A 25868-nucleotide genomic window follows, 5' to 3' on the forward strand; every position below is an offset into this window, starting at 1 on the left:
GGCCCGGAACGGACCCGTTCATCATCGTCGTCCCGCGGACGGCGCGCCGAGGATCGGCCGACATCCGCCTCCTGCGCCGGGGCTCAGGCCGCGGTCGGGTCCTCGTCGCCGAGCTGCGCGACGAGGTCCTGCACCCGCGCCGCGGTCTCCGACGTCCGACCGGCCGCGGGCGCGCTGAAGAAGTCGTCGAAGCCGGGCAGGTCGTCGGTGCCGGTGTCGACGACCGCGCGGTACCCCATGGTCCACGCCGGGAACCGTCGCTCGGCGATCGACTCCTGCGCGACGAGCTGGACCGCACCGTGGCGCGGGTCCGACGCGATGATCGCGTAGCGCTCGCGCACGGCGTCGTCGGGGCCCTCGAGCACCTGCATGAACTGCCCGTCCTGGTGCAGCAGGACGCCGGTCAGACCGGCACGGGCGTTGTTCGCGCGGCTGTTCAGGAGCAGGACCGCCAGGTCGTCATCCGTGAACGGGTAGGTCGCGGAACTGGTGTAGACGGTGGACAGCACGACGGTTCTCCTCAGGTGGGGATCAGGGGTAGGACCCAGATTCCACCCCCGACCGCCGCGAGCGGGACACCCAGTTCGGGGCGCATCGGGGAAGCACGGCCCGAACGGTGCCTCCGAGCCGGTCCAGGAGGCACGAGTAGACGGGATGCAGTCGTCGTACCCCGTCGGCGGAGTCAGCGTCGACAGGACCACCCGAGATCACGACACCCGAGACGGACCCGAGATGCTGCACCGTCGACCGACCACCGACCCCGTCACGACGAGCGATGACGCGCTGCTCATCGCCGTCTGCGGCGGCGACCGCGAGGCCTTCCGCCAGCTCTACGTCCGGCTGACGCCGCGCCTCGTGTCGTTCGCCCGCCGGACGCTCGTCGACCACGCCCAGGCCGAGGAGGTCGTGCACGACGTCCTCCTCGACGTCTGGTCCGACGACACGACACCGTACGACCCCGCGCGCGCTTCGGCGACGAGCTGGCTCCAGACCCTCACTCACCGTCGCGCCGTCGACCGGGTCCGGTCCATCGAACGCACCCGACAGCGGGAGATCCGCGTCGGGATGCGGGACTTCGAGCCGGTCGACCACGACGCCGCCGAGCGGTTGGACGTGCTGGCCGAGTGGGTCGCGGTGCGGAACGCGCTCGCCGACCTCACGCCGAACCAGCGATCCGCCGTGCTGTTGCGGTACCGCGACGGGCTCACGGACCTGGAGGTCGCCGACCGGTTGAGCGTCCCGGTCGGCACCGCGAAGACGCGGATCCGGAGCGGTATCCGCAGCCTCCGCCGCTGCCTCAGCGGGACGGTCTGACGGCGCGCGTCAGCGCGACGACCCAGGACGGTCCGGGCGGCGGTCGCCGCGACTCAGAGCGACCAGGCGTCGTCGACCCACGTCGACGGCGTGAGCGGGGCGCGCACCTGGTACCGCTCCTCCCAACCGCGCTCGAGGCGAGAGGCTGCCCGGTCGAACGCCGACATCAGGTCGAGGTCCTGCCGGAGCAGGGCCTGCAGCTGCAGGCCCTCGTAGAGGGCGATGAGCTGCTCCGCGCCACGACGGGGGTCCATGGTGTGCGGTGCACGACCGACGGCGACGTCGTGCTCGAGACCGCGGCGGATCTGCGTGACGAACAGCTGGTACCGCGACTGCAGGTAGGGGGCCATGGGGTGCGTGCAGTCGCTCGCGACGCTCGCGAGGGCGACGAGCAGGCGCATGAGCGCGGGCTGCCGGACGTTCGACGCCACCATCGCGCGGAGGAACTCGACGGTGCTGACGTCGCCGAGGGTGTGCTCGATGGCTTCGGTGCGCTGGCCGTTCCACCGGTCGACGGCGGCGAGCACGAGGCCGTCCCACGACGGGAAGTGCTGGTGGAGCTCTTCGAGCGAGATGCCGATGCGGGCGGCGACGGCTTCCGGACGGGCCTCGTGGAAGGGCACCTCGTGGAGCAGGTCGACGGCCCCGTCGACGATGATGACGCGGAGGTGGAGCGTCTGGGCAGCGGCGGCAGCGGCCGCGGTGTCCGCGTTGGTGTGGTCGAGCATCATGCCCCTTCGTGGAGACGGGAGGGCGGACGACGTTGGCACCCTGGTCCGGTCTGGCGGACGTCGTGTCCGTCCCCACGATCAAACCGCCCAGAAGGTTTCTTCCGCACCCCCCGGTCCGGGGGTCCTCTCTTCAGGGGACAACCGGGGGGCGGCGCCCTCGGGGCATCGGGAGCGACGCCGTAGCATGACCACACCCGACGCGGGCCCCGAACCCGCGACCCCGTATCCCAGGAGCACCATGTACCCGAAGCATGCCCTCGTCCGCCGTGTCCGGATCCCGATCGTGGGCGGTGTCACCCTCGCCGTCGCGGGCGCCCTCGTCCTGGCCGCCGGCCCCGCAGCCCACGCCACCGAGGTCTCCGGCGCGATCACGAACGTCACCGTCAGCCCGACCGCGCCGGCGCTCGGCAGTCAGCTCCGCACGTCCATCGACTGGTGCGCGCCCGCCGACGCCCACGCCGGTGACACGTTCGGCCTCACGTTGAGCGACCACCTCGGTCACCTGCCGACGGGCTTCGACCTGGACGACCCTGCCACCGGTGTGCCCGTCGCGACGGCAACGATCGCATCGAGCACCCCGTGGATCGTCTCGTTCACGTTCACGAACTACGTGGACACGCACCGCGACACCTGCGGCACGGCGTACGTCCAGTCGGACTTCAACGGCACGACGACCCCGGGCGGTGTCACCACCCCGATCACCTCGACGACGAGTGACGGGCGGCAGTTCACGACGCCGATCACGCCGACCGGCCCGGCCTGGGGTGACCCGGTGGCCGCGTCGAAGTACGGCACGTGGGCGCGGCCCGACCAGGGCCGGACGAACCCGACGGACGCGGTCGTCTGGCACATCGACACCCCGAACGGCCCGTTCGCCTCCGCCACGACCACCGACGCCGTTCCCGCCGGACAGACCTGGCAGTTCGACTGCACCACGGTGCAGCTCTCCGAGGGCTCCTACGTCGACGGCGTCTACACGCACATCGCGGACCTCGCCGGATCGGACTTCCCGGTCACCTGCTCCACGTCCAGTCTGACCGTGTCCTGGCCGGCGCTCGCCGTCGCGGACCAGTACCGCGTCGAGGTCGCGACCTCCGAGCAGACGGCGAACGGTGACGGTCCGGCTCGTACCGAGCAGAACGTGGCGACCGTCACCACCCGCGCCACCGACGGCACGACCGCCACGACGGATGCCGGTGCACAGATGATCCAGGCGAGCGCGGGCGGCATGGGGCAGGGCGTCGCCGTGGCCGTCGCGCCGATCGCGACGCCGACGCCGTCCCCCTCGGGCGGCACCGCGAGCGTGTCCCCGGCCGGAGCGAGCGCCGTACGGGCTGCTGCCGCTGCGACCGACACATCGGGCTCCCTCGCGTTCACCGGGCAGGACGACCGCCCGGCGATCGCGCTCGGTTCGGCCCTGCTCCTGGCGGGGATCGCCGTGCTCGCCCTGGCGCGTCGCCGTCGGCTCACCGTCGACGCGCCCGAGTCGGCTGGATCCGCGACGCCGCGTCACGGCCTCCGTCGGCAGCGCTGACCCCCGGTCCCGGCGGCGCTGACCCACGCCCCGGCGGCGCACCGCGCCGTCGGGACCGGGCCGGCACGGACCGGGCCGGCACGGACCGGGCCGGCACGGACCGGGCCGGCACGGACCGGGCCGGCACGGACCGGGCCGGCGGACACCGCTGGCGCGGCGCCGGGATCGCGGTGCGAGGATGGACGCCATGTCCCCCGACGATCTGGCACAGGGCCTCGCGCAGATGGCGAGCACCGGGTTCGAGCTCGGTGGCGGCGCGGACGAGGTCGCACGGGACGTCCGGCTCATGTGGGAGCACCTCGGCGCTCCGGCCGGTGCCTTCGAGGCCGCGGCCGAGGCCGTCGCGAAGCTGCCGCAGCGTCCGGAGGTGCCCGTCGCCGACCTGGCGCGCCGCGCCCAGATGGAGCGGGCCTTCGGCATCCAGCCGGTCGAGGTCGAACTCGCCGCGGCGCTGTCCGCACGTGAACTGCTGCAGCGCATGGCGCGGATGCGCCCCGCCCCTGACACCCGCTGACGCCCCCGGACGGCCCGGACTTGGAACGCCCAGATCGCAGAACACGCCGCTTCCCGATGGTGGGAAGCGGCGTGTTGTGCGATCTCGTCGCGGTGCTCGGCCGGCGGACCGAACGGCCGGACCCGGGCCCGGGCCGGGCCGGGGCCTGGCCCGGCCCGGCCCGGGCGTCACGGCGTGGGCATGCCACCGTTCACGTGGAGCGTCTCGCCGATGACGAACGAGGACTCACCACTCGCCAGGAACACGAAGGCCGGCGCGAGCTCGGCCGGCTGACCCCAGCGTCCGAGCGGGGTCTCGGCGCCGACCTCAGGCAGCTTCTCGGGGGCCTGGCCACCCGCCGGCTGCAACGGCGTCCAGATGGGGCCGGGAGCGACCGCGTTGACGCGGATGCCCTTCGACGCGAGCTGGCCCGCGAGCCCCTTGGAGAACGTGTTGATCGCACCCTTGGTCGAGGCGTAGTGCACGAGCGCCGGCGACGGCTGGTACGCCTGGATCGAGGTCGTGTTGATGATCGTCGAGCCCGGCTGCAGGTGCGGCAGCGCGGCCTTCGTGATCCAGAACATCGCGTAGACGTTCGTCTTGAAGGTGGCGTCGAACTCCTCGTCCGACAGGTCGGTGAGGTCCTCGACGTGCTGCTGCTTGCCCGCGTTGTTGACGAGGATGTCGAGCCCACCGAGCTCGTCGACGGCCTTCGCCACGAGCTCGCGGCAGAACGCGGCGTCCGTGATGTCGCCGGGCAGCGCGACCGCCTTGCGGCCCGCGTCCTCGATGAGGCCGACGATGCGCTTCGCGTCCTCTTCCTCCTCGGGCAGGTACCCGATCGCGACGTCGGCGCCCTCGCGCGCGTAGGCGATCGCGACGGCTGCGCCGATGCCCGAGTCACCGCCCGTGATCAGGGCCTTGCGCCCCTCGAGTCGACCGGAGCCGCGGTAGGTCTCCTCACCGTGGTCGGCGGGGACGTTCTCCGCCATCTGGGCATCGGTGCCGGATCCGCCGAGGTACTGCTCGTCGGGCACCTTGTCGGCGTAGAGCTTGCTCGGGTCCTGGAACGTGTACTGGTCCGTCATGTCTGGGTCTCCTCCTCCTGGCTGAGGACCCCGACGGTACGCGGGAGACCGGGACGCGCTCACGGCCAGCCGGCGGCGGTTGTCCCCCGGGCGGAGGCGCTCCGGTCCCCGCCCGCCCCGTCGTCAGTCGGCGGGCCGGAACACCGCGATCGGCAGCGCTCCCGGCTCCTCGTCGACGTCGTCGGTGGCGATCCAGGTCCGTCCCTCGTGCTCGATGGTCGTCGGGAGCTCGCCCCGCACGATCAGGCGGATCGGCGGCTGGTCGCCGTCCACGAGGTCCACGCCCCGCGCGCGGTCGTCACCGGTGTTGTCGACCACGTACTCCGTCATGGGTGCAGTCTGTCACCGTCCGGCGGCCCAGGTGTCGAGCCGCTCGAGCGCGCGCAGAGCCGCGGCCCGGTCGCCGCCCCGGTCGGGAGGCACGGGGGCCCCCGCCCCGTCGCGCGCGTCGGGCGAGCCGACCCAGACCCGACCGGAGGCACCGTCGACGGTCACGAGGTCACCGACGCGGACGACCACCCCGGAGGGGCCCGTCCCGGTCGCGTCGTCCCCGGCTCCCGTGAGCACGAGGTCACCGGCGCCGACCACGGCCGGGACGCCCCACCCCCGCGCGACCACGGCCGCGTGACTGGCCAGGCCGCCCCGGCAGGTGACGATCGCGACCGCGGCGGACATCCCGACGACGTCCTTCGGGCTGGTCTCACGACGCACGAGCACGACGTCGCCGTCCGCGGCGAGCGCGGCCTCGGACGAGAACACGACCGCCCCGGTGACGATCCCGGGCGACGCGCCGAGCCCGGTCACGAGCAGCGTCCCGCCAGCGGGAGCACCGTGCGCGTCGTCACCGTGCTCCGTGGCGGAACCAGCACCACCCGTCTCGAGGTCGCGCCGCGCCCGCTCCCGGACCTCCTCCGGGACGCGCGCCACGGCCTCCTCGGGCGTCAGCGCGACCTCCGGGTCGTCCACCAGGTCGACGGCGGTGCGCACGGCGGCGACCGCGCTGAGCTTGCCGGCGCGGGTCTGGAGGAACCAGAGCCGTCCCTCCTCGATGGTGAACTCGACGTCGCAGACGTGGCGGTAGTGGGCCTCCAGGCGGCGCAGCGCGGCCATGAGGTCGACGTACACCTGGGGGTCGAGGTCGGCGAGGTCGCGGACCGGCACCGGGTGCGCACTGCCGTCGACGACGTCCTCGCCCTGGCCGCGGACGAGGTAGTCGCCGTACGGGCCCGGCGCGCCGGTGGCCGGGTCGCGCGTGAACACGACGCCGGTCCCGGAGCGTGGTCCGCGGTTGCCGAACACCATGGCCTGCACGGTGACGGCGGTGCCGGCGTCGTCGTCGATGCCGTCGCGGGCGCGGTAGGCGCGGGCACGCTCGCTGTCCCACGACGCGAAGACCGCGGCGATCGCCTCGCGGAGCTGCTGCTCGGGGTCGTGCGGCACGGGCCGCCCGGCGAGCTCGGTGATCCGTCGTCGCAGCGTGCGGGCGTCCTCGGCGTCGGCGAGCGCCTCGACGGACACGCCCATGACGATCGTGGCGTACATCCGGAGGAAGCGCCGGTGGCTGTCCTCGGCGAACGCCTCGTCCCCGGTGACCCGGGCGAGCCCCCGCACGGTGTCGTCGTTGAGCCCGAGGTCGAGGACCGTGTCGAGCATCCCGGGCATCGAGACGGCGGCGCCGCTCCGAACGGACAGCAGCAGCGGATCGTCCGGGTCGCCGAGCCGGCGGCCCATCCGCTCGCCGAGCGCCGCGACGTGTGCCGCGACGACGGCGTCGAGCGAGGAGGGCCAGCCACCGTGACGCCACCGACGGAAGACCGGCAGCGCGATCGTGAACCCCGGGGGCACGGCGAGTCCCAGCGCGGTCATCTCGGCGAGGCCCGCGCCCTTGCCACCGAGCAGCTCCGTGAGCTCGCGGGCGGGCACGCCGTGGTGGTGGTCGAGCGCGAACACGGCGTCGTCGAGCGCGCGGTCCCGCGGTTCGACACACGGCTCGGACGGGGAGGACATCACGGCGCTCCTGGGGTGGGAAAGGTGTTCCACAGTAGCCAGTTCGTCGCCGGACGCGACTACGGTTGGCGACCATGACGATCGGGAGCCCGACGGCGGGCGTCGACCTGATGGACCTCACCGCGTTCGCGGACGACCGCGAGATGGCGGTGTTCGCCGCGCTCCGGGAGCAGGACCCCGTGCACTGGAACGCCCCGTCGCACCGCGGGCCGGGCTTCTGGGCGCTCACTCGGTACGCCGACGTCAAGGCCGCGGCGAGCGAGATGCCGCAGCTGACGAGCGCCGAGGGCACGCAGATCCTGGACCGCAAGGTGGAGGGCGCGCTGCAGAGCCTCCACAACATGGACGGGCAGGAGCACGTCGCCCTGCGCCGGGTCACGATCCCGCACCTGCGGGCCGTGAAGATCCAGCAGTGGCAGGCCATGATCGACGAGGCCGTGACGCTCCTGCTCGACGAGGCGGAGGCCCGCGGCACCTTCGACCTGGTCGAACGCATCAGCGCCCGCCTGCCGATGCTCGTGCTGTCCCGCGTCCTCGGCATCCCCGCGTCGGACGCGCCCCGCATGGTCGACTGGACGAACCGGTTGACGAGCTCCGACCCGGACCACCTGGTCGACGCCGACGCCCTCGCCGAAGCGCGGGACGAGGTCATGGGGTACTTCCAGCGCCTCACCGAGGAGCGTCGCGCCGACCCCCGGGACGACCTCATCAGCGTCATGGCGAACGGCAGCGTGGCCGGGCAGCCGCTCACCTGGAACCAGCTGGCGGCGTACTACATCGTGCTCGTGGCGGCCGGGAACGAGACCACGCGGCACCTCGTCTCGGGCGGCACGGTGGCGCTCCACGAGCACGACGCGTGGGCGCGGCTGGAACGTGACCGCGGCCTCCTGCCGACGACCGTCGAGGAGATGTTCCGCCACGTCAGTCCGGTCGCCGCGATGCGCCGGACCGCACTCGAGGACCTGACCATCGACGGGCGCGACGTCGCCGCGGGCGACAAGGTCGTCCTGTGGTTCTCGGCCGCGAACCGTGACCCCGCAGTGTTCGAGGACCCGGACGAATTCCGCCTCGACCGCACGCCGAACGACCACCTGAGCTTCGGGTGGGGCGCGCACTTCTGCCTCGGGTCGCACCTGGCGCGGGCGGAGGTCCGGTCGTTCTTCGGCGCCGTGCTCGACCGCGGGATCCGGTTCGAGCTCGACGGGGAGCCGGAACGCCTGCGGGTGAACCTGTTCCGCGGGTGGGACCGCGTGCCGGTGCGTGTGGTCAGGACGGGAGGCGCGGCATGAGTCCCGAGACCGGTGTCAGCACCACCGCCGCTCCCGTCGACGCGGTCGTCGTCCCCGACCGCTCCGTGTTCATGGGCGGCGGCTGGGTCTCGCCCGACGACGAGGCCCCGCTCGACGTCGTGGACCCGGCGACGGAACGGATCATCGGCACCGTCCTCGACGCGTCCGCCGACCTCGCGCATCGCGCACTGCTCGACGCCCGGGAGGCCTGGCCCGCCTGGGCCGCGCTGCCACCGTCCCGACGTGCCGGGCTCCTCGACGCGCTCGCCGCGGAACTCGAACGGCACGGCGACGCCCTCGCCGAGCTCGCGACGCACGAGATCGGCATGCCCATCCGGGAGTCCCGCGCGGTCCAGGTCGACCTGCCCGTCAAGGTGCTCCGCTCGACGGCGGCGATCGCCCGGCAGCTCGCCTGGGACAGCCGCGACGCCTCGGGCAGCTCCGTCGTGCGCGAGCCGGTCGGCGTGGTGCTCGCGATCACGCCGTGGAACTTCCCCGTCCACCAGATCGTGGCGAAGCTCGCGCCCGCACTCGCCGCGGGCTGCACGGTCGTGCTCAAGCCGGCCGAGCTCACGCCGCTCAACGCGCTGTTCCTCGCCGAGCTCGGGCGCCGAGCGGGGCTGCCCGCCGGGGTGTTCGACGTCGTCACCGGGACCGGCGCGACGACGGGCGAGGCGCTCCTCCAGGACGAGACGTGGGACATGGTGTCGTTCACCGGCTCGCTCGCCGTCGGTCGGCACATCGGCGCCGTCGCCGGGTCGCGGATCAAGCGCGCGACGCTCGAACTCGGCGGCAAGTCCCCCGCGGTCGTGCTCGACGACGCCGACCTCGACCTGGCGGTGCGGACCACCGTGCGCAACTGCTTCACGAACGCGGGCCAGAAGTGCAACGCGCCGACACGGCTGCTCGTGCCGGCGGACCGGCTGCACGACGCGGTCCGGATCGCGGCGGAGTCCGCCGACGCGTACGTGCTCGGGGACCCGCTCGATCCCGGGACGACGATGGGTCCGGTCGTGTCGGCGGAGCAACGCGCGAAGGTCCTCCGGTTCGTGGACACCGCACGAGCCGCGGGGGCGACGGTCGCCACGGGCGGCACCGCCGTCGACGGCACGGGGTTCTTCCTGCGCCCGACGATCGTCACCGACCTCGCCGAGGACGCCGAGATCGTCCGCGAGGAGGTGTTCGGTCCGGTCCTCGTCGTGCAGGGTCACGCGGGCGAGGACGACGCGGTCCGCATGGCGAACGACACCCCCTACGGCCTGTCGAGCGAGGTCTGGTCGGCGGACGAGGTCCGCGCGGCGGCGATCGCCCGACGCATCCGTGCCGGTCAGGTGCGGGTGAACGGCGTCCGCACCCCGGCCCTCCCGGTCTCGCCGTTCGGCGGGTACGGACAGTCGGGGCTGGGGCGCGAGATGGGGCCGTTCGCGATCGAGGAGTACCTCGAGGTGAAGGCCGTGCTCGGCGACCCCGTGCTCGATCCGACCGCGACCACCGCCGCACCAGCGGCGGCGGGGCAGGACCCGCTCGCGTGAGGGCCGCCGTCGTCACCGAGGCCGGTGGTCCGTTCGTCGTCCGCGACGACGTCGAGCACCGCGCGCCCGGCCCCGGCGAGGTCGTCGTCCGGATCCGCGCCGCGGGCCTGTGCCACACCGACCTGTCCCTGGCCGCGGGCGCGTTCGGGCAGCGGCTCCCGGCCGTCCTCGGGCACGAGGGCGCGGGCGAGGTCGTCGCGCTCGGTCCGGCGGTGGACACCGTGGCGGTGGGCGACCGCGTCGTCGTGTCGTGGGTCCCCCGGTGCGGACACTGCTCGGCGTGCCGCCGCGGCGAACCGTACATCTGCCGGAACCGCCCCCGATCGTCGGCGCAGGGCGCGGCGATGACGGCCGGCGGTGCGGACGTGGTCGCCGGGATGGGCACCGCGACCCTCGCCGAGGAGACCGTGCTGCCCGTGACCGCGCTCGTGCCGCTGCCCGAGGACGTGCCGTTCACCGTCGGTGCGCTGCTCGGCTGCGCCGTCCCGACCGGGTTCGGTGCCGCCGTCGACACCGCGCACGTCGCCCCGGGTGAGACCGTCCTGGTGATCGGGGCCGGTGCGGTCGGGCTCAACGCCGTGCAGGGCGCCCGGATCGCGGGTGCGACCACGATCGCGGCGGTCGACCCGAGCGCGGACCGCCGTCGCCTGGCCGCGGAGCTCGGCGCGACGACGACCGCCGCGCCCGGGGACCTCGACGGTGCCGCGCTGACGGACGGCGAGGGCTTCGACGTCGCGATCGACGCGGTCGGGTCGTCCGGCACGATCCGGGCCGCGTGGGACGCCGTCCGACGCGGTGGTCGGGTGGTGGTGGTCGGCGCGGGCCGGAGCGACGACCCCGTGCGGTTCAGCGCCCAGGAGCTGTTCCACGAGCAGAAGTCGATCACCGGGTCGTTCTACGGCTCGAGCGACATGTGGCGGCAGGTCCCGCGCATGGTCGACGCCTGGCGTGCCGGGGACCTCCGGCTCGACGCGTTCCTCACCGACGTCGTGTCCCTCGACGACCTCGGACCCGCGGCCGCCCTCCAGCGCGCCGGCGAGGTCCTCCGCGTCGTGGTGACCCCGTGACGCCCCCGCCGGTCACCCCGGAGGACCTCACCGCCGCCCTCCGCGCCGGCGGCAGCATCGGCCCGGACGCGGTGATCGACGCGGTCCACGCGCGGCCCATCGGGATCGGCGCGTTGGCCGACACGTTCCTCCTGACGCCGACCTGGAGGCGCGGGACCGGCCCGACGACGCTGGTCGCCAAGCTGCCGTCACGTGATCCGCAGGCCGCCGCGACCGCAGCCTCCATCGGCGCCTACGCGCGGGAGGTCCGGTTCTACGAGGAACTCGCTCCGCGCGCCACCGTGGACACGCCGGCACACCTCGGCACGATCACCGTGGACGGGGAGCGCGTGGGCCTCCTGCTCGAGGACTGCTCGACCCTGGCGCCCGGCGACCAGCTCGACGACGCGCCCCTGGCGGTGCTCCAGCGTGCTCGGCAGCAACTCGCGGCGCTGCAGGCGCCGTTCTGGGACGACCCCGCGACGGCCTCCCTCGACTGGCTCCACCGCCGGCAGGGCGTCCCCATCCCCGGCATCCACGAGCGCATGCGGCGTTCGTGGTCGACCGCCGCCGATCGGATCGCCGGCGGCTTCGCCCCCGAGGAACTCGCCGCGATCGACCGGTTCGTGGGCACTGCCGACGCCTGGGCCGCTTCCCTGGACGGCCCGTTCACGGTGAGCCACCACGACTTCCGGATGGACAACTTCCTCGTCGGCACCGACCCCGAGCGGGTCGTCGTGCTCGACTGGCAGACCGTGGGCTGGGGCGCCCCGATGTTCGACGTGGCGTACCTGCTCGGCACGTCCCTCGGCCCGGAGCGGCGTCGGCGTGTCGAACGCGACGAGGTGGCCCGGCACGTCGACGAACTCGGCGCGGCCGGCGTCTCCTGGTCGTTCCCCGCGGCGTGGGAGGCCTACCGCCGTGCTGCCCCCGCCGTGCTGCTCATGCTCGTGCCGCCCACGGGGAGCGTGAAGACCTCGCCCCGGACCGACGCGATGTACCGCCGGCTCCTCCGTCAGGGCGCCCGCATGGTGCTCGACCTCGACGCGCTCGAGCTCCTGCCCACGGGGGCGGTGTGAATGGGCGTCGTGGCGCGCCCGCCCACCAGGGCCTGGAGCGCTGGGACGACCTGCCCGTCCACCAGACGCCCGCACCGCTCGCCGTCCCCGCCACGGACGAGCCGCGCACCTACGAGCGGTACTGGTTCGCCGCCGCGAGCACCGACGGCGCCGCCATGATCGGCCTCGTCGTGACGGTGCACCCCGTCGTCGGGACGATCGACGCCGCGTTCAGCGTCTCCGACGGTGATCGCGCCGAGACCCTGTTCGTGACCGACGCGCTCCGCCATGGCCGGGAGGACCTGGTCGCCGGCCCCGTCCGGCTCACCCTGGTCGACCCCATGCGCGTGCTCCGGATCCGGGTCGACGGCCGGGACGGGTTCGCGGCCGACGTCGTGGTCACGGCGACCACACCGGCGATCACCGAGGACCGCGTCACCCGCGTCCGCGACGGTGCGGTCGTGCAGGACCGCACGCGGTACGTGCAGCTCGGTTCCGTCGCCGGGACCGTCCGGTCACCGCTCGGCGCGTGGACGCTGGACCCGGTCGCCTGGCGTGCCGGTCGTGACCACTCCTGGGGCGTCCAGGAAGCCGCGCGCCCCGCAGCCGGTCCGGCAGGGGAGACCGGCGCACGCCCCTCGTTCTTCTGGCTGATCGGGGCGTTCGATGACGTCGCCGTGCAGGCCGTCACCCACTCCGAGGCCGACGGCACGCGGTACGGCGAGTACGCTGCCGTCGCCCCGACGCTCGCCACCGGGGCGGACGTCGTCGGACCGGGTGCCCGCCAGCAGGCGCGTCCGGTCCGCGGCGTCACCGTCGCGCGCTCCCCGGGCACCCGGCGCGTCGCCACCGCCCGCCTCGCCCTCGGCGGCGGGCACCCTGAGGCGCCGGACGACGTGCTGTCCGTGACGTCGCACCACGTCGTCCTCCCGCGTTCCGTCGGCTACGGACACCCGACCCGTGTCCCCGGCAGCGTGCCTCCCGACCGGCCGGTGATCGCCACCGAGTCGTGGACGATCGCCGACCTCGACCCGACGGCACCCGAGAACCACCGCTCACTGCAGTTCGCCCGACTCGACCGCGCCGACGGCGGCGTGGGGTGGGCGTTCATCGACCAGTCCGGCTGACGCTCTGACGAGCGCACCCCTCGGACCGGCCGTCCGGTCCGAACACCCCTCGATCACCAACCGCGCAGCGCAGCGCACCGACACGGAGGACCGACATGGCCCAGCAGCTCACCGACGACGAGACCACCTTCGAGCAGGTCGGCACCGGCCTGACGGTCTACGAGACCGACGACCTCGTCGAGGGCGTGGCGAAGTGGCTCGAGACACCCGAGGACGTCATCGCCTTCGCCGACCTCGACGACGTGTCCGACGTCGTCGTGATCGCCCGCGGCGGCACCACGACCTTCCTGACGATGGCGCTCAACGCGGGCATCCGCGGCGTCGTCACGCTGCAGGGCGCCCCGGAGAGCCACCTCGGCATCCTCTGCCGCGAGTACGGCATCCCGGCGGTGATGTCGGTCACGTTCGACAAGGGCGTCCGCACGCCGCGCGGCGAGGTGGTCCCCGCCGACGGCGTGCGGATCCGGCTCGACGTGTCGTCGCGGCCGGGAGGCACGGTGAGCGTCGAGCGCGGTGCTCCCGTCGACGACTCCCCGGCGCCCGAGAGCGCCGCCCCGGCGATGAGCCAGGAGGAGTTGGCGCAGATCATGCTCCTGCTCGAGAAGTTCGGTGGCGTCGTGCCGAAGGGTTCCGAGGGCGATGCCGTCATGCAGGCCGAGATGACCACCCGGGTGCTGTACACCGACGCGGAGTCGATCCACCGCGACCTCACGCGCGAGGAGGTCAACGAGGCGATCCGCTACTACACCTGGAACGAGTGGGACGCCCTCGCTTCGCGCGCCACCGAGGGTGAGTCCGGACTCATCCCCCGCCAGGAGTACGAGGCCATGGGGATCATGAACTGCTGGTTCCAGCACCCGCGGTGGCTCCGTGCGATCGAGGACAGGATCGGGATCGACGGCGTCGTCGACATCGCGTCGATCGCCAAGCGCGAGATCGGCACCAAGGTCAACATGCTGCACATCTGGGCGCTCGCCACCGCGCCGTCGTTCGGGCGGGGCATCGCGCTCGAGCTCGGCCTGCACGACGCCGACTACGAGGCCGACCGGATCCGCGACGCGTTCGGCGTCGTCCGTCGGCTCTACAACGGGTTCTGGGGCGACGGCCCGATCCTCACGTCGATGCAGGGGTACCGTGCCGAGGTCCTCGACCGCGACTGGATCGACCGCTTCAGCCAGGACCGGATCGCCCTGGGCGTGGACGCCGACCGCTCGACGTTCCAGCGGTTCCAGGGAGCCGCGGAGCTCATGGGGTTCCTGCTCCACTTCGACAACCGGCTCGGTGTGTCGGATCACGGGCCCTACCCGACCGACGACGGCGGGTTCGTCCTCGTCCGCGACATCTTCCTCAACGAGCCCGCCTGGCACTGGAACGACCCGGCCTCCCCGCTGCCCTGGTCCGTCACGACCGCGATGTTCTTCGGCCCGGACTCCGGCCTCGACGTCCAGGTCATCGACATCTCGACCGCGTTCACGAACCCGGCGAACTACGTGCCGTACATCCAGGGCGTGGCGGCGTACACCCGACCGACCTGGGACGCGCCGATGTCCGACATCGACGTCCTGTCGCTCGAGGACATGGCCGCCCTGCGCACGCAGATCGAGGCGCAGTCCGCCGCCCTGTACGGACGGATCGCGAGCATGGACCGCCGCGAGAAGATCGAGGCGGGCGCCCTCACGTACACCGCGGGCTTCGCGCTCCCGTTCGCCCGCGCCGCAGGCCTGCTCGACGAGCTCATCGCCGATCACGACTTCCTCGGGATCCACCCCGCGGTCGCCGCCTGCTACGACACGATCGTCAGCGGGGTCGCGACCGAGATGATCCCACGACTGTTCCTCACGGGGTCGTGGGGCAACCCCGTCCCCGAGACCGCCGCGACCGGTCTCGTCGCCGACGAGACCGAGTTCGCCGTCCTCCAGGCGCTGCGCGTCCGCGGGTTCGCCACGACCGAGCAGATCGCCGAGAGCACCGGGCTCGACGCCGCGGCGATCGACGCGACACTCGCCGCCACCGACGAGCGCGGACACACCCAGCCGACCGGGGGACGTCGGGCCATGCACACGCTCACGCCGGCCGGACGCGCCCGCGCCGTGCTCCTCGCGGGCGACCGACTCAGCGCCACGCAGCGCAGCACCGTGGCGGACGTGTACGAGTCGTTCCTGTTCCCGAACCGCGACGTCAAGCAGCTCACCGCGGACGCGCAGGCGGGAGCGGACGTCACGGAGCGACTCGAGGTCGTGCACGGGCAGATCGGAGCCGTGCTCGCTCAGCTCGGTGATGTCGACCCGCGCTTCGGTCGGTACGGCGAGCGGCTCGAGCGGGCGATCACGGCCTACCGCGGAGGCGACCGGGACGCCCTCGCCCGGCCCCTGTCCGGCTCGTACCACGACGTGTGGATGGAGCTGCACGAGGACCTCATCGCGACGCTCGGGCGGGAGCGCACGGAGGACGACGAGTGACCCACGCCCACCGCACCTCCAGTCCGACGTCGGTGGGCCGGCGAGACGTCACCGAGTGGCGGAGCCCCGCGGGCCGACGCCTGGCCGACCGCCACCAGCGGCTCGTCGACCGGGTCGGCGCGCACCGGGCGCTCATCGGCCTGCTCGCCGTCGGGGGCGGGGTCGCGGCCGGCGCGACCTGGCTCGCGGCGACGATCTACGACGACGTGGCCGACCGCAACGGCATCGCGAGCCTCGATCAGCCCGCGCTCGCCTTGGCCAAGCGGCTCCGCTCACCCGCGCTCGACGGCACGGCGGCGGCGATCGCGCACGGGTTCGGCCCGGTCGGCATGCCCCTGCTCGCGGCGGCAGCGGGTGGTGCGTTCGCGCTCGAGCAACGGAAGGCCGCGCCGTTCACGCTGCTCGCCGCTGCCGGGCTCGGCTCGCTCGCCATGACCGTCGCCGGCAAGCGGATCATCCACCGCCACCGGCCGGGCCGTCGTGACGCGATCCCGCCGTACGAGCGGTCGCCGTCGTTCCCGTCCGGGCACACGCTCAATGCGACGACGATCGCCGGGATCGTCGCGTACCTCCTCATGCTGCGGCAGCGTCGGCAGGCACCGCAGGTGGTCGTCGCCGGGTCGGCCCTCGCCACGATCGCTGGGGTCGGGCTGTCCCGGGTCCTGCTCGGCGCGCACTGGTTCACGGACGTCGCGGTGGGATGGACGACGGGTGCCGGGTGGCTCGCGACGGTCATCACCGTCCACCGACTGCACCTGACGACGGAGCACGGCAGGACGCCGGCCGCCACTGACATCGACGGCCGGCGCTGAGCCTCCCGGTCCGCGCATCCCGGAGGGCCGACACCGGTCCGCAGGTCACGATGCGGACACGGGGGCGTTGCGATTCGATGAATGCCGGTCACGGGAGCCTCCACGGCCCCTACGGTCGAGTGGTGACCGCTCGACCGCTGCTGCTGCCCACGCTCGTCGTGGGCGCGCTGTTGCTCGGCGGATGCAGCACCCCGGGGACCGCGGCGATCGCCGGAGCCACCACCGACGGGGCAGACGCTGCCGTCGCCACGCCGCGCGTGGTCGAGACCGCCAGCCTCCTGAGGACCGATGGCGAGCCCAGCACCGACACGACGATCAGCGCCGCCAGCCTGCGGACCGTCGACGTCATCGAACTCGACGCCGAGCAGCTCCGCCTGTCCGACGGCGACGACCTCGTCGCGGTCGCGCCGATGACCGACGGCGACGCCACCGTGGGCCTCCTCCGTCGGCTGCTCGGCAAGCCGCGGATCACCCGCACGGCGGTGGGTGACGGCGGCACCTGTGTCCCGGCGAGCACGTCGTACACGTGGGGCCGAGGCCTCCGCGTCGTCGACCTCGCGCAGACGTCCACCCGCGGGAACGCCGTCGACATCCGCATGCTCAAGGCGTCGATCACCGGACGGTCGGGGGCCACCGTGCACCTCCAGGGGCCCAACGGTGTCACCGTCGGCGACGACATCCGCGAGCGCATCGCCACGGCCTCGGGCCGCGACAAGGAGTCCTACGCCTCGGGCGACCGCGCGAACTGGCAGATCGTGCTGCAGGAGGGCTGGGTCCTCGATCCGGACGCCTCCGACGCCGAGGTCGACGGCGTCTCCGCGATCACGAAGGGCACCGAGGTCGCCGTCATCGGATCGCCCATGCCGGTGCACTCGTCCGACGACTGCTAGTCCGCGCCCGTCTCAGTCGAGCGGGGTCCCGACCCGGTAGAAGGCGACCGCGTTGTCGACGAGCACGGCCCGGGCGTCGTCGGGATCGAGCCCCTCGACGGCCACGGCGACGTCCTCGTCCCGGAACGGTCGCCGCGCTCGCGTGCTCGGCAGGTCCGTCCCGAACAGGAGCGCGCGCGGGTCGACCCGGTGGACGGCGGCGAGGGTCTCGCGCACGTCGAGGTCCACGCGGCCGAACCCGGTCGCCTTGACACGGAGCCCGCGCTCGACGAGACGCAGCAGGACGTCCCGGTGCGCGTGCGTCATCCCGAGGTGGTCGACGGAGGCACGGGGCAGCGCCCGGAGCACCGGCTCGAGTTCGGCGAGATCCGCCGCGTCGAGGTACAGCTCGACGTGCATGCCGGCGACGTCCCACGCCCGACGCCCGAGCGCCACGAGATCGGTCACCGCCGTGGATCCGCCGCGGTACAGGTTGCAGCGGATCCCCCGGACCCCGGCCGCGGCGAGCGCCCGGAGTCCGTCGTCGGCGATGTCCGTCGGCACGTTCACGACGCCGACGAACGACGGTCCGAGGCGGTCCAGCGCGTCGAGGAGGTACGTCGTGTCGACGCCGTGGAACGAGCCGGACACCACGACGCCGCCGATCACGTCGAACGCCGCCGTGCGGGTCCGGTAGTCGTCGACCGTGAACCGCGGTGGGAGGTACCCGTCGTTCGGCACGAGCGGGAACCGCGGATCGATGACGTGGAGGTGGCTGTCGAAGACCTGGATCGGCACGCCGCCATGATGCCCACCCGTCCCCGCGAGATCGCACCTGCTGCCGCTCTGGAGCTCCCGAGAGGGGCAACGAGTGCGATCTCGCGGGCGGGCGTCAGACGCCCAGGACGAGCCGCGCCACCACCGGGAAGTGATCGCTCGCCGCCCAGGTGCTCGGGTCGTCGTGGTCGATGCGGATGCCCTCGACCTCCACGGGTCCGCGCGTCAGGATCCAGTCGATCCGGACACCCCCGTCCACGGGCGGCTCCCAGCCGTTGAAGCTCGACACGGGGTCGTCGGCACCGGCGCGCGTCCAGGCGTCCGCGAACCCCGCGACCGCCAAGCGTTCCGACGCCGCGGCGAGCCCCGCGCCCTCGTTGAAGTCCCCCGTGACGACGACCGGCCCGGAGGCATCGGCGAGGCGCGCGGCGATGAGGTCCGCGCTCATCCGGCGCACCTCGGCGCCCCGGGACGTCTGGACATAGTCGGTGTGGGTCGTCAGGAGCGTGAAGCGCTCGTCGGTGACGAGGTCGTGGAAGCGCCCCCAGGTCGCCATCCGGACGTGTGAGGTGTTCCAGGTGTTCGACCCGACGGCGTCCGGGGTGTCCGACAGCCAGAACGCGCCGTCCTCCTCGACCGCCACGCGGTCCCGTCGGTGGAACACCGCCGCGTACTCGCCACGCTCGCCGCCCTCGCGTCCCTGGCCGATGTCGCCGTACTCGGGCAGCGCTGCTCGGAGGTCCTCCATCTGCGCGTGGAACGCCTCCTGCACGCAGAGCACGTCGGGGTCGTTCCGCCGGATGATCGCCACGAGCAGCGGCAGGCGATCCGCCCAGTCGTGTGCCGGGTCGTGGTGGTGGTTCTTGACGTTGTAGGTCATCACCGTCAGGGGCACGGCGGTGCGGAGCGTCGCGGCTCCGCCGGTCGTGGAGGGACTGCTCACGCCGTCGACGCTATCGTGCGCCCGTCGTCACGTCCGGTTCCGGACGCGACGACGCCCTCCGTCCGTGCGCGGTCGGAGGGCGTCGGGTCGTGCGATCAGGCGCTGAGCGCCGGGTAGTCCGTGTACCCCTCGGCCGTCGTGCCGTAGAAGGTCGCCGGGTTCGGGGTGTTCTCCTCGGCGTCGCGCTCCCAACGGGTGGCGAGGTCGGGGTTCGCGATGGCGGCGCGGCCGACCCCGACGGCGTCGGCGAGACCAGCCTCGACGAGGCCGATCGCCTCGGTCCGGGTGGTCGGCGCGCTGAACCCGCTGTTCGCGATGAACGGCGCGCCGATGGTGCGTCGGATCCCCTGCACGAAGTCACCGGCGGGCTCGGCGTGGAGCACGTCGACGAACGCGAGCCCGAGCGGGGCGAGTCCCTCGGCCACGGCCGTGTACGTCGCGACGAGGTCGTCGCGGTCGGTCTCGAGCGCACCCTGGATGTTGTGCTCCGGCGAGAGGCGGATGCCCGTCCGGCCGGCACCGACGGCAGCGGCCACCGCGGCGGTCACCTCGACCGCGAGGCGCGCCCGGTTCTCCGGCGTCCCGCCGTACTCGTCCGTGCGCTCGTTCGACGCGGGCGAGAGGAACTGGTGCACCAGGTACCCGTTCGCGCCGTGGACCTCGACGCCGTCGAACCCGGCGCGGATCGCGTTGCGGGCCGCGGCGACGAACTGCTCGACGACCTCGTGCACCTCGTCGGTGGTGAGGGCGTGCGGCACCGGGTACTCGGCCTTGCCGAGCGGCGTGTGTGCCTCACCCGGAGCCGCGAGGGCGCTCGGGCCGACGATGCGCGGCGTCAGCGAGATGTCGGTGTGGGAAACGCGGCCGCCGTGCATGAGCTGCATCACGATCGTGCCCCCGGCGGCGTGCACCGCGTCGGCGACCCGGGCCCACCCGGCGACCTGCTCGTCCGTCTCGATGCCCGGCTGGCCGGGGTACGAGCGGGACTCCTGCACCGGCCAGGTCCCCTCGGTGACGATCATGCCGAGCCCGGCGCGCTGCGCGTAGTGCTCGACGAGCAGGTCGTTCGGGACGCCGTCGACCCCGGCGCGGGTGCGCGTGAGCGGGGCCATGACGATGCGGTTGCGGAGCTGGAGGTCGCCGAACTGGGCGGGGTCGAAGAGGTTCACACGAGGCCCGAACCGCGATCCGGGTTGTTCCATTCCGCAACTTGACCCCCAGAACGGGCGCTTTCCACAGGCTCCCGCCACCGCTTGCATGGAAGGACCGCGCACCACCCATGACGCGACGCCCACCGCAGGAGGACCACCCTGATGGAAACGACGACCGACACCACCGAGTCGGCCACCCAGACGCTCGCGGCCGTGGACGTCCGCATCGGCATCGTCGAGGCGGCCCTGCGGGTGCTGTCCCGCCAGTCCTACCGCCGCACGACGTTGCGGGACGTCGCGGACGAGGCCGGGATGACCCTGGAGCAGGTCGGCGAGCACTTCCCCACGTGGCCGGGGCTCGTCATGGCCACCCTGCACCACTGGCAGACCCTCCGGACCGCGCACCTCCTGGACGTCGGACGGGACCACGGCGTGCTCGAGTTCATGCGTCGCCTGGTCGAGGAGAACCTCGACGACCCCGTGATGGCACGGTTGCTCGTCATGGTGCTCGCGGAGGCGATGGACCCGACGCACCCGAGCGCGCCCTACCTGCAGACGCGCTACGAGGCGTTCCACCAGACCATCCTGACCGCGGTCGAACACGACATCGCGATGGGGCGCTTGCCCCACGACCTGCAGGCGGACCACGCCGCCGAGCTCATCCTCGGGCTCTGGGAAGGGCTGTGGATGCAGTTCCTGCTCCGCCCCCAGATGGACATGCAGGCGGCGTTCGACCGCGCGCTCGGTGTGCTGGTCCGCGACTGGCGCGTGGTCTAACCCAGGTCGCCTGCGTCCGGGGCGAGTGCGCTGAGGTACGCGAAGTGCGCATCGAGCGCACGGCGACCGTCGCGCGTCAGGCCGGCCCAGGTGCGGGCGTGGCCTCGGTCCCGTTGGACCCGGCGGAGCACCACGTAACCGGCGTCGGTGAGCACCCGGAGGTGCTTGCTCAGCGTCGCGTCCGAGACGTCGAGTGCGTCCCGCAACGTCGCGAACTCGACCTCGCCACCGCGTGCCAGCAGCGCGCAGATCTGGAGGCGCTGTGGCGCGTGGATCGTCGCGTCGAACGTCGGTTCCATCGGTGCCGTCACGCGTCGCGTCGCCCGAGGTGCCGTCGTGCGGCCGCGTCCGCGAGCGGACCGGTCAGGGCGGACACGAGCCCGACGACCGTCGCCACCACGATGCCGTCGGGCGCGGTCCACGAGCGCACCACGACCGAGGCCGTGAGCGCGGCGACGGCGACCACCAGGGCGATGACGGACCAGGGAGCACCCGCGCGGAGGAACTGCCACCGGTCCGGGTTCGCCCGCGAGAACCCGACCACGCCCGTGCGGCGCCGTGCCAGGCCGATGGACAGGACGAGCCCGACGCCGAGCGGGAGGAGGTCCCACGCGGATCGGCTCCGCACGCCGTAGACGGTGAGGGCGATGCCGAGGCCGTGCAGCGCGTGGAACCACCACGGTGAGCGCAGGCGGTCGGTCATCCGGGCGCGTGCGGCACGGACGGCTTCGCGGGCTGCGAGCGGGTCGATCGGCCCGAAGGCGCGGTTCTCGTCGATGTTTTCCATGTCGGCAACAATACTGTTTCCAACACGGAAAGCAAGAGGCACGGGTGCGGCGGCCTGCGGACGCCACCGTCGCGGCGGACTAGCGTCGGGCCTCCAGACGGAAGGGACGGGCATGACGGACCTGGGACCACGCGAGACGGGGGCCGGCGACGAACGCGGCCCGCTGCAGAAGGCGGCCGATGCGTCGACCGGACGGCAGGAGCACGGCATCGGCGACCACGCCCACCGCGTGAAGGACACGGCGTACAGCCCCTCGAGCGACGCCGAGACGGAGGCCGCGCAGGACCTCCAGCGCGACGACGCCGACCTGGCGGAGGACGGCATCGACCCGTCGAAGGTCGTGACGGCGCCGGGGACCGGCGGCGCGGACGACGTCGGCGACGTCGAGCCCGAGGCGGGTGACATCCACCTGCCGTTCCAGGCGTCGGACAACGGCGCCGGCGACAACACGACCGGCCCGCGGTAGTCACACCGTGGCACGCACGGGCGGACGCTCCTGCTGTCCCTCCTCGCGCTGCTGTTACTGCGGGGCGGTGTGCGCGGCGCCTGACCCCGAGGTCGGACCTCTGGCGCGGTGGCTCATCGTCGCGCTCGATGGACGTCCCGCAAAGCTGTCGCGCCTACCGTGCCCCGGGTGTCGGAGCCCGAACTCGCCGCAGCGCAGACCACGCCGCGCTCGCACCTGTACGAGATCGACGTGCTCCGGCTCCTCACGTTCGCGTGCGTCATCGCCGTCCACACGGTCAACTACATCGGCGGGTTCGGCGTCGTCACGGACGCGCTGCTCACCCTGCTCCACTTCACGCGTGGGGCGTTCTTCTGGCTGACCGCGTTCGTGCTCACCTACGGGCAGCTCCGTCGGCCGCGGCCGCTCCGCCGGTTCTGGCCGCGGCGGTTCCTGCTCGTCGGGCTGCCGTACGTCGTCTGGTCGGGCGTGTACGTGTTCCTGAACGCGACGATCTCGGACTCGCTCGGTGACCCGATCGCCCGGCTCGTCGACTGGGGGCAGGCGCTCCTGCGGGGCGACGCGGCGGAGCAGCTGTACTTCCTGCTCGTGACCATGCAGGTGTACCTCGTGATCCCGGCGTTCATCTGGGCCGTGCGGCGGTTCCCCGAGGCCCACCTGCTGTTCCTCTCGGTCGCGTTCCTCGTCCAGGGCGCGGTGTTCTGGGTCGCGCGGTACGAGCCCGCGACCGTCGCCTGGACGCACGGCTCCCTGACGAGTGTGTTCACGAGCTACCTGTTCTTCGTCGTGGGCGGCGTCGTCGCCGGCGCGCATGCCGACGCGGTGCTGCGGTGGGTGCGCGGGCACCGGGTCGTCCTCGCGGTCGCACTCACCGCCACCGCCGTGCTCGCCCTCGCCGTCTACGCGCTGAACCGTCACATCGGCCTCGACCTCAGCGACGCGTCGGACGAGATGCAGCCCGTGCAGATCGTGTGGAGCACGGTGGTGACGCTCGCCCTGCTGAGCGTCGGCGCCTGGTGGGCGGACCACCGCCGTCCGGGTTCGTGGGACGACCGAACGCTCGCCTGGGCATCGGACCGGTCGTTCGGGATCTTCCTGAGCCATCCGGCGATGATCACGATCCTGCTCGCGCTCGGCATCACGGCACCGTCGAACCCGACCGCACTGCGCGTGCCGATCGCGTACGTGCTCGTCGTGATCGGTGCGGTCGTCGCCACCGAGGCATTCCGGTGGACGCCGCTCAGCCTGCCGCTGACGGGGCGGCCGATGGTGCGTCGCGCCCGGGAGGCCCGTGTTCAGCCCGTCGGTGAGAACCGGTAGCCCATCCCCGCCTCGGTCACGAGGTACCGCGGGCTCGCCGGATCCGGCTCGAGCTTCTTCCGCAGCTGCGCCATGTACAGCCGCAGGTAGCCGCTGTCGCCCCCGTGCGCCGGACCCCACACCTCGGTGAGGAGCATCTCGCGGGTCATCAAGCGGTCCGGGTGCGCCAGGAGGACCTCGAGCAGCCGCCACTCGGTCGGGGTGAGCCGCACGGGCGCGCCGCTGCCCTCGGCCCGGGTGACCTGCTTGGCGGCGAGATCGACCACGAGGTCGCCGATCCGCACGGTCGGGGCCTCCTCGGCCGACGCACGTCGACGGCCGAGCGCCCGGAGGCGGGCCAGGAGCTCGTCCATCTGGAACGGCTTCGTCACGTAGTCGTCCGCGCCGGCGTCGAGGGCGTCCACCTTGTCGGCCGAGTCCGTCCGCCCGGAGAGCACGAGCACGGGCACCTGCGTCCACGCCCGGAGCGCCTCGAGCACCCCGAGACCGTCGAGCCGCGGCATGCCGAGGTCGAGGAGCACGAGGTCCGGCCGCTGCGTGATGACCGCGTCGAGCGCCGCCCGGCCGTCGCGAGCGGTGACGATCTCGTAGCCACGGGCGCCGAGCGTGACGGACATGGCTCGGACGAGCTGGGCGTCGTCGTCGGCGATGAGGATCTTCACTGATGTCCTTCCTGGCCCGTGGCGGCGATCGGCAGGCGGACGACGACCGTGAGCCCGCCACCCGGGGTGTCGTCGACGCGGATGGTGCCGCCCATGCCCTCGGTGAACCCGCGGGCGAGCGCGAGGCCGAGGCCGAGCCCGGTCTCATTGTCCGTGTCCCCGAGCCGCTGGAACGGCAGGAACACGTCCTCGCGCTGCGCCGCCGGGATGCCCGGACCCGAGTCCGCGACGCGCAGCTCGACGACCGTTCCGGAGACGGTCGCGGCCACGCGGACCCGCGCGCCGTCGGGCGAGAAGCGCTGCGCGTTCGCGAGCAGGTTGACGACGACCCGCTGCAGGAGCACGGGGTCCGCCCACACGGACGGCAGGTCGGCGGGCAGGTCGAGGTCGACGTCCGTGGGGCCGAGCTCGAGCTCGTCGAGTGCGGGGGCGACGACGTCCTCCAGCGCGACCGTCTGCGGCGTCACCGCGAGCACGCCGGCCTGGACGCGGCTCACGTCGAGCAGGTCGGCCAGCAACGCCGCGAGGGACCGCAGGCTCTCGTCGGCGGTGGCGAGCAGCTCCTCCCGGTCGGCGGCCGTCAGCGTGACGTCGGCCGCGCGGAGTCCGCCGATCGCGGCCGTGGCCGCGGCCACCGGGCGGCGCACGTCGTGCCCGACCGCGGCGAGCAGGGCACTCCGGACCCGGTCGGCGGCCGTGATCCGCTCCGCGTCGACCGCCGCACGGGCGAGCACGCGGTGCTCGAGTGCGGCATCGATCTGCTGCTCGACGACGGTCAGGAGGCGACGCTCGCCCGGTCCGACCGTGCCACCCCGGAGCTCCACCACGCCGCCACCCGGGAGGCTCCGGGTCGTGTCCGGCGTGCCGAGCACCGCCCCCGACGACGCGGCCACGACGTCGTCCTGCCGGACGAGCACGCTGTCGAACCCGAACGCCTCGCGGGTGCGGTCGACGAGCGCGGCGAGTGCGTCGTCGCCGCGGAGGACGCTCCCCGCGATGCCCGTGAGGAGGGCGGACTCCGCGGCGGCACGGCGGGCGGTGCGGGAGTGCCGCGCCGAGCGGTCCACGACCACGCTGACGAGCACGGCGCTCACGACGTACAGCACGAGGCCCACGAGGTGCGACGGCTGCTGCACCGTGATGCGGTGGACCGGGGCGACGAAGAAGTAGTCGAGCGACAGTCCGGACAGCACCGCGGCGAGCACCGCCGGCCACGCGCCGCCGATGAGCGCGGCGACGAGCACGAGGAGCTGGTACGCCAGCGCCTCGACCGTGATGTCCCCTCGAGCCCGGATCGCGACGAGCAGTGCGGTGAGCGACGGTCCGACGACGACGACCAACGCGAAGGCACCGAACACGCGGGATCGGCTGAGGCTGCCGGTCCGTCCGGTCGCGAACCGCACGCTGCGGCGGAGCAACGAGGGGTCGGCGTGGACCATGCGATCCGCCTCGGGTCGTCGATGCTCCATGCGCTCATCCTGCCGTCTGGCTGCGTGCACCGCCTGTCACCGCACGATATACTACGTATCAGAAAGGGGACACGGGCGACGACCCAGAGACGGCAGAAGCTCCGGGTCCGCCGAGGCGGAATACCGGAGCTTCCTTCCGTGGCCCAGGCGACATGCA

26 protein-coding genes are annotated in these 25868 nt (G+C 73.2%); 14 read left to right on the forward strand and 12 right to left on the reverse strand.

What is annotated here, in order from left to right; translation table 11 throughout:
* Positions 1 to 83 precede the first annotated feature (83 nt).
* Positions 84 to 509 carry a BLUF domain-containing protein gene (locus tag DEI82_RS06820; protein WP_181435132.1) on the reverse strand — a complete coding sequence of 142 codons (426 nt, stop codon included), beginning with the start codon at positions 507 to 509 and terminating at the stop codon, positions 84 to 86.
* A gap of 223 nt (positions 510 to 732) precedes the next feature.
* Here DEI82_RS06820 and DEI82_RS06825 point away from each other — a divergent pair, with 223 nt between their 5' ends.
* Entirely contained in the window at positions 733 to 1314 is a 582-nt protein-coding gene (locus DEI82_RS06825; RefSeq protein ID WP_181435133.1) for a sigma-70 family RNA polymerase sigma factor, read from the forward strand.
* Between the two features lie 53 nt (positions 1315 to 1367).
* On the opposite strand, the gene DEI82_RS06830 is transcribed toward DEI82_RS06825, so the two are convergent.
* Positions 1368 to 2045 (reverse strand): TetR/AcrR family transcriptional regulator, encoded by a 678-nt coding sequence (locus DEI82_RS06830; RefSeq protein WP_111036253.1) that lies wholly within the window; start codon positions 2043 to 2045, stop codon positions 1368 to 1370.
* 238 nt (positions 2046 to 2283) lie between these two features.
* On the opposite strand from DEI82_RS06830, the gene DEI82_RS06835 reads away from it, so the two are divergent.
* Together DEI82_RS06835 and DEI82_RS06845 are read left to right on the forward strand one after the other, a co-directional pair.
* The gene (locus DEI82_RS06835) at positions 2284 to 3579 is read left to right on the forward strand and encodes an Ig-like domain-containing protein (RefSeq protein WP_111036255.1); all 1296 of its coding nucleotides are present in this window, start codon (positions 2284 to 2286) and stop codon (positions 3577 to 3579) included.
* A gap of 187 nt (positions 3580 to 3766) precedes the next feature.
* On the forward strand, positions 3767 to 4093 hold the full coding sequence (locus DEI82_RS06845; protein ID WP_111036256.1) for a hypothetical protein: 327 nt from the start codon (positions 3767 to 3769) through the stop codon (positions 4091 to 4093).
* Positions 4094 to 4260: 167 nt separating this feature from the next.
* Here the strand turns inward: DEI82_RS06845 and DEI82_RS06850 are convergent, their stop codons facing one another.
* The 3 genes from DEI82_RS06850 to DEI82_RS06860 all read right to left on the reverse strand — a co-directional run bounded on the left by DEI82_RS06850 (position 4261) and on the right by DEI82_RS06860 (position 7167).
* A complete protein-coding gene (locus DEI82_RS06850) occupies positions 4261 to 5160 on the reverse strand; it encodes a glucose 1-dehydrogenase (protein ID WP_111036258.1) in 900 nt (299 codons plus the stop codon).
* Between the two features lie 123 nt (positions 5161 to 5283).
* Positions 5284 to 5490, reverse strand: a complete 207-nt coding sequence (locus tag DEI82_RS06855) for a hypothetical protein (RefSeq protein ID WP_111010600.1) — start codon at positions 5488 to 5490, stop codon at positions 5284 to 5286.
* Between the two features lie 12 nt (positions 5491 to 5502).
* Positions 5503 to 7167 (reverse strand): PEP/pyruvate-binding domain-containing protein, encoded by a 1665-nt coding sequence (locus DEI82_RS06860; protein WP_111036260.1) that lies wholly within the window; start codon positions 7165 to 7167, stop codon positions 5503 to 5505.
* Positions 7168 to 7241: 74 nt separating this feature from the next.
* On the opposite strand from DEI82_RS06860, the gene DEI82_RS06865 reads away from it, so the two are divergent.
* From DEI82_RS06865 to DEI82_RS06900, 8 genes are all read left to right on the forward strand, one after another.
* On the forward strand, positions 7242 to 8456 hold the full coding sequence (locus tag DEI82_RS06865; RefSeq protein WP_220037244.1) for a cytochrome P450: 1215 nt from the start codon (positions 7242 to 7244) through the stop codon (positions 8454 to 8456).
* On the forward strand, positions 8453 to 9988 hold the full coding sequence (locus DEI82_RS06870; RefSeq protein ID WP_111036261.1) for an aldehyde dehydrogenase family protein: 1536 nt from the start codon (positions 8453 to 8455) through the stop codon (positions 9986 to 9988). The genes DEI82_RS06865 and DEI82_RS06870 overlap by 4 nt, the downstream gene beginning before the upstream one ends.
* A complete protein-coding gene (locus DEI82_RS06875) occupies positions 9985 to 11055 on the forward strand; it encodes a zinc-binding dehydrogenase (protein ID WP_111036263.1) in 1071 nt (356 codons plus the stop codon). The genes DEI82_RS06870 and DEI82_RS06875 overlap by 4 nt, the downstream gene beginning before the upstream one ends.
* Complete coding sequence (locus DEI82_RS06880; protein WP_220037245.1) at positions 11052 to 12113, forward strand: phosphotransferase family protein; 1062 nt, start codon at positions 11052 to 11054, stop codon at positions 12111 to 12113. The genes DEI82_RS06875 and DEI82_RS06880 overlap by 4 nt, the downstream gene beginning before the upstream one ends.
* The gene (locus tag DEI82_RS06885; RefSeq protein ID WP_111036265.1) at positions 12110 to 13219 is read left to right on the forward strand and encodes a hypothetical protein; all 1110 of its coding nucleotides are present in this window, start codon (positions 12110 to 12112) and stop codon (positions 13217 to 13219) included. Before DEI82_RS06880 ends, DEI82_RS06885 begins: the two co-directional genes overlap by 4 nt.
* Positions 13220 to 13314: 95 nt before the next feature.
* Complete coding sequence (locus DEI82_RS06890) at positions 13315 to 15678, forward strand: PEP-utilizing enzyme (protein ID WP_111036267.1); 2364 nt, start codon at positions 13315 to 13317, stop codon at positions 15676 to 15678.
* A complete protein-coding gene (locus tag DEI82_RS06895; protein WP_111036268.1) occupies positions 15675 to 16490 on the forward strand; it encodes a phosphatase PAP2 family protein in 816 nt (271 codons plus the stop codon). Before DEI82_RS06890 ends, DEI82_RS06895 begins: the two co-directional genes overlap by 4 nt.
* Positions 16491 to 16612: 122 nt before the next feature.
* Positions 16613 to 17380: a hypothetical protein gene (locus tag DEI82_RS06900; protein ID WP_111036270.1), complete on the forward strand. Its 768-nt coding sequence runs from the start codon at positions 16613 to 16615 to the stop codon at positions 17378 to 17380.
* 12 nt (positions 17381 to 17392) lie between these two features.
* On the opposite strand, the gene DEI82_RS06905 is transcribed toward DEI82_RS06900, so the two are convergent.
* The 3 genes from DEI82_RS06905 to DEI82_RS06915 all read right to left on the reverse strand — a co-directional run bounded on the left by DEI82_RS06905 (position 17393) and on the right by DEI82_RS06915 (position 20248).
* Positions 17393 to 18157 (reverse strand): amidohydrolase, encoded by a 765-nt coding sequence (locus tag DEI82_RS06905; RefSeq protein WP_111036272.1) that lies wholly within the window; start codon positions 18155 to 18157, stop codon positions 17393 to 17395.
* A gap of 94 nt (positions 18158 to 18251) precedes the next feature.
* Entirely contained in the window at positions 18252 to 19079 is an 828-nt protein-coding gene (locus DEI82_RS06910) for an endonuclease/exonuclease/phosphatase family protein (protein WP_111036274.1), read from the reverse strand.
* A 95-nt stretch (positions 19080 to 19174) separates the two neighbouring features.
* On the reverse strand, positions 19175 to 20248 hold the full coding sequence (locus DEI82_RS06915; protein WP_181434776.1) for an alkene reductase: 1074 nt from the start codon (positions 20246 to 20248) through the stop codon (positions 19175 to 19177).
* Between the two features lie 144 nt (positions 20249 to 20392).
* Between DEI82_RS06915 and DEI82_RS06920 the strand changes: the two genes are divergently transcribed.
* Complete coding sequence (locus DEI82_RS06920; protein WP_111010591.1) at positions 20393 to 21007, forward strand: TetR/AcrR family transcriptional regulator; 615 nt, start codon at positions 20393 to 20395, stop codon at positions 21005 to 21007.
* On the opposite strand, the gene DEI82_RS06925 is transcribed toward DEI82_RS06920, so the two are convergent.
* Together DEI82_RS06925 and DEI82_RS06930 are read right to left on the reverse strand one after the other, a co-directional pair.
* Positions 21004 to 21318, reverse strand: coding sequence for a transcriptional regulator (locus DEI82_RS06925; protein ID WP_111012965.1), 315 nt, complete (start codon positions 21316 to 21318; stop codon positions 21004 to 21006). The two genes, DEI82_RS06920 and DEI82_RS06925, sit on opposite strands and share 4 nt — an antisense overlap.
* A complete protein-coding gene (locus tag DEI82_RS06930; protein WP_111036275.1) occupies positions 21315 to 21794 on the reverse strand; it encodes a hypothetical protein in 480 nt (159 codons plus the stop codon). Before DEI82_RS06930 ends, DEI82_RS06925 begins: the two co-directional genes overlap by 4 nt.
* Positions 21795 to 21906: 112 nt before the next feature.
* Between DEI82_RS06930 and DEI82_RS06935 the strand changes: the two genes are divergently transcribed.
* Positions 21907 to 22260: a hypothetical protein gene (locus DEI82_RS06935; protein WP_111012963.1), complete on the forward strand. Its 354-nt coding sequence runs from the start codon at positions 21907 to 21909 to the stop codon at positions 22258 to 22260.
* 168 nt (positions 22261 to 22428) lie between these two features.
* Positions 22429 to 23580 carry an acyltransferase gene (locus DEI82_RS06940; protein WP_181435134.1) on the forward strand — a complete coding sequence of 384 codons (1152 nt, stop codon included), beginning with the start codon at positions 22429 to 22431 and terminating at the stop codon, positions 23578 to 23580.
* Here DEI82_RS06940 and DEI82_RS06945 read toward each other — a convergent pair.
* Both DEI82_RS06945 and DEI82_RS06950 read right to left on the reverse strand, forming a co-directional pair.
* Positions 23556 to 24242, reverse strand: coding sequence for a response regulator (locus tag DEI82_RS06945; RefSeq protein WP_111036279.1), 687 nt, complete (start codon positions 24240 to 24242; stop codon positions 23556 to 23558). The genes DEI82_RS06940 and DEI82_RS06945 overlap by 25 nt on opposite strands.
* On the reverse strand, positions 24239 to 25711 hold the full coding sequence (locus tag DEI82_RS06950) for an ATP-binding protein (RefSeq protein WP_111036280.1): 1473 nt from the start codon (positions 25709 to 25711) through the stop codon (positions 24239 to 24241). The genes DEI82_RS06945 and DEI82_RS06950 overlap by 4 nt, the downstream gene beginning before the upstream one ends.
* Positions 25712 to 25868 lie beyond the last annotated feature (157 nt).

Source organism: Curtobacterium sp. MCBD17_019, assembly GCF_003234555.1.
Classification (GTDB): Bacteria; Actinomycetota; Actinomycetes; order Actinomycetales; family Microbacteriaceae; genus Curtobacterium.

Coding starts and splice junctions, on each gene's coding strand:
- DEI82_RS06825 (WP_181435133.1), top strand. CDS start 733: ATGCTGCACCGTCGACCGACCACCGACCCCGTCACGACGAGCGATGAC.
- DEI82_RS06830 (WP_111036253.1), bottom strand. CDS start 2,045: ATGATGCTCGACCACACCAACGCGGACACCGCGGCCGCTGCCGCCGCT.
- DEI82_RS06835 (WP_111036255.1), top strand. CDS start 2,284: ATGTACCCGAAGCATGCCCTCGTCCGCCGTGTCCGGATCCCGATCGTG.
- DEI82_RS06845 (WP_111036256.1), top strand. CDS start 3,767: ATGTCCCCCGACGATCTGGCACAGGGCCTCGCGCAGATGGCGAGCACC.
- DEI82_RS06850 (WP_111036258.1), bottom strand. CDS start 5,160: ATGACGGACCAGTACACGTTCCAGGACCCGAGCAAGCTCTACGCCGAC.
- DEI82_RS06855 (WP_111010600.1), bottom strand. CDS start 5,490: ATGACGGAGTACGTGGTCGACAACACCGGTGACGACCGCGCGCGGGGC.
- DEI82_RS06860 (WP_111036260.1), bottom strand. CDS start 7,167: ATGTCCTCCCCGTCCGAGCCGTGTGTCGAACCGCGGGACCGCGCGCTC.
- DEI82_RS06865 (WP_220037244.1), top strand. CDS start 7,242: ATGACGATCGGGAGCCCGACGGCGGGCGTCGACCTGATGGACCTCACC.
- DEI82_RS06870 (WP_111036261.1), top strand. CDS start 8,453: ATGAGTCCCGAGACCGGTGTCAGCACCACCGCCGCTCCCGTCGACGCG.
- DEI82_RS06890 (WP_111036267.1), top strand. CDS start 13,315: ATGGCCCAGCAGCTCACCGACGACGAGACCACCTTCGAGCAGGTCGGC.
- DEI82_RS06920 (WP_111010591.1), top strand. CDS start 20,393: ATGGAAACGACGACCGACACCACCGAGTCGGCCACCCAGACGCTCGCG.
- DEI82_RS06930 (WP_111036275.1), bottom strand. CDS start 21,794: ATGGAAAACATCGACGAGAACCGCGCCTTCGGGCCGATCGACCCGCTC.
- DEI82_RS06935 (WP_111012963.1), top strand. CDS start 21,907: ATGACGGACCTGGGACCACGCGAGACGGGGGCCGGCGACGAACGCGGC.
- DEI82_RS06950 (WP_111036280.1), bottom strand. CDS start 25,711: ATGGAGCATCGACGACCCGAGGCGGATCGCATGGTCCACGCCGACCCC.